We start from the raw sequence: 8,310 nt of genomic DNA, 5'->3' as shown, positions 1-8,310 counted from the left end.
CCCTAAAGGGTTTCCCAACACTCTGAGAAAAAGGAGAGATTATATCTCTCCTTTTTTTGTATAATATTCGATTTTGAATATTTTATTTGTTATCTATCTTGTCTCTTATTACTTGTATCTTCCAGCCACTTAGCAACAGATTCTTGCATATGAGATTCTAATGATTGAATCGTTTCATTTGAGATAGTGAGTGCTTGATCCGCATACTTTTTCGGGAACATGTTGCGCAAAGTAGGTTCATTTTCAGCACCATCTCCTGGTTCACGGTAATCCTCCCCATTTTTTGTGACTGTCACACGGACTGGAAGTAAATGTCCTGCTTGAGAAACTGTCTGTGTTTCGCGGTTGTATCCTTGCATGAGGGAATGAAGGTAGACATACATTTTTTCATCCTTCATTTCAGTTCCATAGATTACATGTGTCTCAAATTGTTTTTCTGTATGATTTAATTTGTCTTGATTCCAGGCAATGATACTTTCTGAAATAAGGGAATCTAGTTTGCTGTTAAGCGGAATGTCCGTTACATCCTTTGCATCATTTTGGACAGAATCACACCCTGTTGCAATGAAAACGAGTATGACAATGCTTACGGTAATCATTATTCTTCTCAAAATCTTATTTTCATATGTTAATGCAAAACGTCTGCCCATCGATTCACTCCATTTCTCTTCGAGCCAATCATCCACTGACATCAATCTTTTATATGACAATAGTAAAATCGACTTCAAACTAGAAACTTATTCTATCCAAGGAAATATATTGCATTATATAATACATACTATACCATTCTTACACATAACGGGAGAAACTCTATGAGAAAAGTTATAATGTATTGCGGGATCTTTATTATGATTCTTTTAAGCGGTTGTATCCGATTTGGAAAAGACACTACAGATACCATTTATCTCATTCCAGAAGCATACGAAGGAGACCTATTGGTACTATATAATGTTCCAGGAGCTGAGTTGTTGCCAGAAGAAGATGGGTTTCGTGTTGTTATTTTTTCTGCAGACGGGACCGCAGTAACATCAACACCTAATATGAAATATGGGGAAGTCAACGATACCTATTACACGGTTAACAAGGAAGGAAAGCGCACCAAACTTGACGAAAGCTGCATACGCGTTGGTTCAAATGGAAGCACTACTGAAAACATTGATGAAGAAAATGAGCATACTTTCTCATACGCGAAATTGGAAGTCACATCTAGTGCATGCTCACAAAGCTTCTCATCATACGGGAGAGAAGTACCAGAAAATCAAGAACATCCTGTAGAGAAGAAACTGAGGGAATTATTGGTGCTCGTAAAAGAGCAGTATATGAAAGTGAAATACTAAATTTTCAAAAGGGTGAATGGATGATGTTAGGGATAGGGTTGATTGTATTAGGCATTTTACTTGTCAGCGTTGTATCTTACCGAGAAATAAAGAAAGCAGGGGGCGTTACCTGGATTGAAATTCTAGTCTACCCCTTTTTATTATTAATATGCGCGCTACTTGAGCATATTGATTTGCCAGGGTTTTTAATATTTTTAGGTTTGGTATGTATTGTTTTTGGTAGCTGTATGGTCATGGGCGTCAATATTCTATAACATTAAGAGCAAAGCATCTAGTTCAGATGCTTTTTTATTTTATTTTGTAATTTTTATTTTTAATGTCTATCACACTAGTTACCCAGACATACAGGGTTCCAAGTGCTGGTAAAAAACTTAGCAAGTTGAATGTATTCTCTATAATATAGAATGAAATAAAAATGGAGGAAAAATAAATAGACAATGGAAGAAAAATGTATACGTCACGTTTTAAAGATTTTAAACTTTGCACTTTATTCACCTCAGCTTTTCTGGCATTATGTTTTAAATAAGAACCCGTAAATTTGCAGATTCTCTTGGTGATGATTTTAAAATATGTAACTCAATTTTAATCATAGAATATATTGGGTCACTATAAAAATCAAATATTAATTTTCTAAAGAATCCTATACAAACCTTATTGCGTTAGAAATACAGACCTAATTATAACCGTTGTAAATGGATCCAATTCGATTTCGGCCATCCCAGTATCCGCATCATAACTAGTAACACATCCTGTCATCCCTTTTAAAATACCAACATGGATTGTTACATTCGCATTAACTGTTACAATTTTCTTCACATTCAGCTCCGTTTTGATAATATGCTTTGACTTCCTGCGTGATCATTTATTCGTTAGATAACAAAAACGCACCGTAACCCAGTGCGTTTCAGACAAATATACCTATATGTTTTACTTTGTAATTTGGAAGGAGCCACCATAATAATATGAAGTGTCTACCTTCAGTACTGCAACATATGTACCTGGTGTATAAACCGTTGTAATTGGTGTTGTGAACCTAGAATAGTAGTGATGCCCAGCCTCACCTGCAGAAATGGTTTTGTAGCGCTGCAATTCACCTTCTCCGTTCAATCGATAAATCTTTACAACACCCACATCTTTTCCGCCTATATACACCGTCATATCAAACGTACCACCTTGTTTTAACCTACCAGGGGCTAATTCTTTTAGATAGTCCGCATTGTGATGCAATAAGAAATACGTTTGCCATGGCCAATCATCCACAACAGCTGAAGCTTGCTTAATCGTATGTACTTCAGCGCGTGCTTTATCAGGTAGCGTACTGTCTAAAACGATAAAAACCGAAAAGGTTAAGGCACAGATTAAAGCAAATGAACATAATTTTTTCATATTAAATTCCTCCCGTTTATCTGACATCGTCATAGTCCACTTACAGGTATTAGGTTGTCATCCATTAATTGGATTATCATTATAAAATCAATATATCATTTTCTTTTAATTTAATCAAATTAGAATTTTCTAATAAATATTAGGGGTAGATAGAATTCTACCTTTCTCCTTTTTTCTACTATATAGAAGAAAGAACAGAGGTGATAAAGAAATTCTATTCTTCTCTCTTTTCAAACTAACAACATTTCCCGTTTGTACGGTACGAGACTATATTAAACATTAAATAGGCACGAAAGGAGACTGGAATTGGCAAATATTCACATGGAATCTAGGAGATGCAAGCTCAACATTTCATAACGGATTGATGGTTCCATTTCAACAGACTCTGAATCCGACAGTAATTTTGTTCTGTTTATTCATGAGGTAACGGAAGAGAATTTAGAAGAATTTGCTACAATTGCTCATCAGTATATAGAGGAGGCCATCCATTGTTACAATCACGGCATTGTAGAAGAAATAGGTTAAAAGAATAAAACATACTGTTCCAAATTAATATTCCGTGTGTTTTTTGAACATATATCTATTGCTTTTATGTATATATTTAATATATAAATATATTGTGTTATGATATGAATTAGAAACTCGCGTGTTTCAAATACAACATTTTTATCTTCTTGATGACCTCTTATCTTTCCGTAAGAGGTCTTTTTTTATCCTTTTGTATTGCATAGCCGTTAAAATACTATGAAAAGATACTAGAGACTACTACACTGTGATATTCTCTAGTATTTTTTCTTTATCAATATTATATATTGTTGGGTAACGATGAATTATTACTTTTTGTATAATTTTCATACATCCTGCAAATACGTTATTTTTTAGTAGGCAATTAAAATTTACATACATATGTAGCAAGTTTTTTCTTAACGTACGAAATTCTCGTTATGCATCACTATCAACTTAAGATCATGTATCTTATGATGAAAATAATTCTATCTTTCTATTCATTTATTCGAAGATTCTTAAAACTCTTGCGATAAAACGTGAATGTATTTATAATTATAGTTAGTTAAGCTAACTAATTATATTTAGCTTTTCAACACAGGAATAGTTCAATAAAAAACAAGAATCTGAAGCAAATTTGTCAATCTATAGAACGATTCCCTAAAGAATAGAGCTGTACGCAGAATGAATTTAAAAAAACGGCAGCTAAGCTTGATTTACTTATGTTATGAGTATCTGATAATGCACGAGACAAAGAAATGGTATTTCGCTAATTACTTACTTTCTGTGCTTTTTGTGCATCATTAATTGAGGAGTAAAGTATTGGAAGGTTATTAAATAAAATACATGTAAGTATAAAAGCTAAAGTTGGAGAAGGTAGATAAATACGTTGGATTATTAAATTCAACTTATTTTTACGGAATAAAAGTTAGTCTAGCTTATTATAAGTTAAACTAATTTAAATGAAAGGAGGTGAAAATTGTTTATAATTTGTCTTAGTAATAATACAAAATATTTAAATATGCTGATTTCTATGGAACTTAAGAAATTTGGAACAAATAACAAGGAGGGTTTAATTAATGAATATTTCTAAAGAAAATAATCCTATATTGGCGGTCGTTAGCTCCAGCGGTAATCAAATCCATTTCTTCAATGCGAAAAATTTTGAAAGAATAGGGGTTATAGATTCTCCAGTTACAGAACCTCATGAATTATGTTTCGATTCTAAGCGTCAATTGTTATATGTAAGTATTACTTATCGCTCAGGTTTTTATAGAAATAATCCGGAAAAAAGCCATGAAATTTTAGTTATCGATATTGATCAATTTAAAGTAATTGATATCATTAATATCTCGCCGGAATTTGCACCACATGGTTTAGTTTATAATGAAAAAAAAGACTTATTGTATGTAAGTGTTGAATCTGGTGAAGGAGGAATTTTAATTATTAATCCTAACACGAGAAAAGTGCTAGATAGAATCTCTACAGAAGCAGCAGGTCCACATTGGTTTGTTACGAATCCAGATGGTACAAAAGGATATTCCTCTAATAAAGAGGCGCCCTTTATATCGGTTTTAGATACACATGATAAGGAGTTAATTGGAAAAGTATCTATGCCCTATGGTAGTGAAGAACTAGCTATTTCTCCTGAAGGTAATCGAGTTTACATCCCTTCACCATGTTTACTTGGAGACTACAAAGAGGAGCAACCTACACTTAGCATCATTAATACAGAAACCGATAAAATTATAAAGACAAAATCATTTTCAGATTTAATTACTCCGGTTCATGTAACGAATGATGGGAAAGTATTGGTAGGACATACGCGTTTTCAGAATAAGAATGGAGAGAGAACAAGAAATATGTTTTCTCCAGCACCAGGGTATGTTTCTGTTCTTGATGGAGAATCGTTAAATGTGTTAGGTACAATAGAAGTAGATTTACTCCCAATTACAATGCGTTCTTCTACGGACGGAACGGTTGGATATGTTTCTAACCTTAGATCAGGGACAATAAGTGTATTAGATTTAGTTAATTACAAGAATGTTCATACCATTGAAGTTGATCCAGGAGATCGAAATGCAGATCCTTCTGTAAATCAAGGAGCTCACGGTATAGCATATATAGAAAGATAAAATAAGAAAACGCTATTCTTTTTGTAGAAATTTACAGAAAGTATGGCGTTTTTTATGTATCTATTACTTTCTGATGAATTTCAATTAGGTCTATTTTTTTGCTGGTTAGGAACGCGTGTTATTCATTATTGACTTCTGATAAATAGATTATGTTTCCATGTTAAAAGAGTAGGCAAAGTTTTTTAATGCTCGTTATTAGCTTCTGCATGAAATTAATTTTGGATAATTGATTATTGTATTCTTCTAATTGGATTAGATATTCATAATTAATTTGCAACAACCAAACTTCTTTGAAAACGAACTAAAAGGTATTTTAAATGTATTTTTCAAAACACCACTAATCATGTTAACGTTTGCTAAATATATACACTCCTTAAGTTTGTAAGAAGCTTACAAACCTCCTTCTTCCAATGCAACTTAAGCGTAAATTAATTTTTTTGTAAATATGGAACAATGTCATTACTTACACTGTCTATTAAGCGTTAAAACATTTTTTATTAAATAAATTAAGAAAGGAATCATCATTTTTAACTAAGGGAGAAGATTGAATTGAAAAAATTATGGATGCTGCTTTTCGTTTGTTTCGCAGTTATGTTGGTAGGATGTAATAAAAACGAACCGCCAAAACAAGCATTTGAAGAATATATCAATTTATGGAATGATAAAAAATTTGCAAATATGTATGATCATTTATCAGATCATGGCAAAAAATCGATTTCTAAAAAAGAATTTACAGAAAAATATCAAAAAATCTATGAGGGGATTGGAGCTAAGAACTTAAAAGTTAAAATGAAAGGAGAGAATACGAAAGATAAAGAGCTTTTTCTTTTTGAAGTTAAGATGGATACGGATGTAGGACCAGTTTCATTCATCCACGAAGCAAAACTTGTGAAAGATAAAGAATCTTGGAAAATAGATTGGACACCAGACTTCATTTTCCCAGGTATGAAAAAAGATTACAAAGTACGTATGCAAATAGAGCAAGGAAAACGCGGAGAAATATATGATCGCAATGGAAAAGGGCTTGCAACGAATGGTAAAGCAACTGAGGTTGGAATTATTCCAGAGAAACTAGGCGAAACAGCAGCGCAAACGAAAGAAATAGTAGCACAATTACTTGATATGTCTATAGAAGAGGTCGAACAAAAGCTCACAGCAAAATGGATAAAACCAGACTCCTTTGTACCAATTGGTATTTTAAAAGAGGGAACCAGACAGAATGATTATATTGAATTAGAAGGAGTTTCATCTCGCCCAGTAAATATTCGTACGTATCCATTAGGTGAAGCAGCGGCACACTTAACTGGATATATAGGAAAGGTGAATGCGGAGGAGTTAAAATCACTTCAAAAACAAGGTTATCAAGCAGATGATTTAGTAGGTAAGACCGGTTTAGAGAAAGTGTTAGAAAATAAATTGCGTGGTGAAAAGGGTGGACGCGTATTTATAGAAGATGAGAATGGGAAAGAGATTAAAAACGTAGCAAAAAAAGAAGCAAAAGAAGGAGAAAATGTTACGTTAACAATTGATGCTGCAATTCAAGAAAAAATCTTTAATGAGATGAAAACTGAAGCAGGATCTAGTGCAGCGGTCAATCCTAAAACAGGTGAAACAATCGCACTTGTAAGTAGCCCTGCTTATAATCCAAATATAATAGTTAGAGGAGCATCGAAAGCCCAACGAGAAGCATGGAGTAACGACTCGAAACTACCAATGACGAATCGCTTCACACAAGCATTTGTACCAGGTTCCGTATTTAAAACGATTACAGGTGCAATTGGTTTGGAAACAAACACAATAAATCCGAAGGAAGAATTTAAAATTCAAGGATTGAAGTGGACAAAAGATTCGTCTTGGGGAAATTACTATGTAACGCGTGTAAAGGATGCAAGTCCAATTGATTTTGATAAGGCAATGAAGTACTCTGATAATATTTATTTTGCTCAACAAGCTTTGAAAATGGGAAAAGATCAGTATGTAAAGGAATTTAAAAAGTACGGATTTCATGAAAAATTACCAATCGAATACGAATTTCCTATTTCAATCATTGCAAAAGATGGGATAAAAAACGATATTCAACTAGCAGACACGGGCTATGGACAAGGACAAGTATTAATGACGCCACTTCATTTAGCATTAACATATGCACCGATTGTGAATGAAGGGAATATTCCGTCGCCACATCTTTTAAAAGAAGCAAAAGTAGCAGGGAATTGGAAAGAAAATGTGGTTTCTAAAAAGAATCAAGAGATATTAAAGAGTGCATTAATCAAAGTCATTAATGACCCTGATGGTGCAGGGAGAATTGCAAAGGTTGATGGTGTGACGCTTGCTGGTAAAACTGGTACAGCAGAACTGAAAGAGTCGAAAGAAGCAGAAGGAAAAGAACTGGGATGGTTCGCAGCTTTCGATGCAAATGCGCCAGACATGATTGTTACAATGATGATTGAAGATGTAAAAGGAAGAGGAGGAAGTAACGTTCCAGGTGAAAAAGTAAAACATGTATTTCAGAAATAATATTTAATTATAAGGTGAATTTTTTCACTAAATTTATTACATGTTTGCTTAACTCAAAGATATAAATTGGGGGAAATATAGAACAATTAAATTTCAAAAAAGCATTCTTTCTAATCGAGAATGCTTTTTTGCTGTGATTCTAGAAAAGTTGACATTGTTAATGGTAAATAGAAGGGGATAGCAAATTGAAATGGACAAGTAGAGTGTTACGTTAAATTCAAAAAAAATAGATTATTGTGAGTGGATTTTTATCATTGTATGCTTTGCTTGTTTTTTAGTAGTATTATTCTGCCTGAAAAAAGATAAACAATGGAACAAATGAAACTTGTATCTTGTCTATATATTGAAACCATAATAAAAGTGAGGGCAGTTTTTATGTTTATTCAAATAAGTTTGAGGTGTGGAAATGGAACAGACGTTTATTGAAAAGT

Annotated in this window: 7 protein-coding genes; 4 read left to right on the top strand and 3 right to left on the bottom strand. The window is 33.2% G+C overall.

What is annotated here, in order from left to right; all coding sequences use genetic code 11:
- Nucleotides 1-89: 89 nt before the first annotated feature.
- Nucleotides 90-650 (bottom strand): hypothetical protein, encoded by a 561-nt coding sequence (locus RT27_RS30975; RefSeq protein ID WP_043939010.1) that lies wholly within the window; start codon nucleotides 648-650, stop codon nucleotides 90-92.
- 162 nt (nucleotides 651-812) lie between these two features.
- Here RT27_RS30975 and RT27_RS30970 point away from each other — a divergent pair, with 162 nt between their 5' ends.
- Together RT27_RS30970 and RT27_RS30965 are read left to right on the top strand one after the other, a co-directional pair.
- Nucleotides 813-1,337, top strand: coding sequence for a hypothetical protein (locus RT27_RS30970; RefSeq protein ID WP_029442339.1), 525 nt, complete (start codon nucleotides 813-815; stop codon nucleotides 1,335-1,337).
- Between the two features lie 20 nt (nucleotides 1,338-1,357).
- Nucleotides 1,358-1,591 carry a hypothetical protein gene (locus RT27_RS30965; protein WP_029442340.1) on the top strand — a complete coding sequence of 78 codons (234 nt, stop codon included), beginning with the start codon at nucleotides 1,358-1,360 and terminating at the stop codon, nucleotides 1,589-1,591.
- 397 nt (nucleotides 1,592-1,988) lie between these two features.
- Here the strand turns inward: RT27_RS30965 and RT27_RS35545 are convergent, their stop codons facing one another.
- The gene (locus RT27_RS35545) at nucleotides 1,989-2,153 is read right to left on the bottom strand and encodes a hypothetical protein (protein WP_173927950.1); all 165 of its coding nucleotides are present in this window, start codon (nucleotides 2,151-2,153) and stop codon (nucleotides 1,989-1,991) included.
- A 111-nt stretch (nucleotides 2,154-2,264) separates the two neighbouring features.
- Entirely contained in the window at nucleotides 2,265-2,723 is a 459-nt protein-coding gene (locus RT27_RS30960; protein WP_029442341.1) for a DUF5065 family protein, read from the bottom strand.
- Between the two features lie 1,583 nt (nucleotides 2,724-4,306).
- On the opposite strand from RT27_RS30960, the gene RT27_RS30955 reads away from it, so the two are divergent.
- Both RT27_RS30955 and RT27_RS30950 read left to right on the top strand, forming a co-directional pair.
- The gene (locus tag RT27_RS30955) at nucleotides 4,307-5,362 is read left to right on the top strand and encodes a cell surface protein (RefSeq protein ID WP_043939008.1); all 1,056 of its coding nucleotides are present in this window, start codon (nucleotides 4,307-4,309) and stop codon (nucleotides 5,360-5,362) included.
- A gap of 549 nt (nucleotides 5,363-5,911) precedes the next feature.
- On the top strand, nucleotides 5,912-7,879 hold the full coding sequence (locus RT27_RS30950; protein ID WP_043939007.1) for a penicillin-binding transpeptidase domain-containing protein: 1,968 nt from the start codon (nucleotides 5,912-5,914) through the stop codon (nucleotides 7,877-7,879).
- The last annotated feature ends 431 nt before the right edge of the window (nucleotides 7,880-8,310 follow it).

The organism is Bacillus sp. L_1B0_5 (genome assembly GCF_000836715.1).
Taxonomy (GTDB): domain Bacteria; phylum Bacillota; class Bacilli; order Bacillales; family Bacillaceae_G; genus Bacillus_A; species Bacillus_A thuringiensis_S.
The sequence above is the reverse complement of the archived record's forward strand: the minus strand, read 5'-3'. Positions and strand labels throughout refer to the sequence as shown.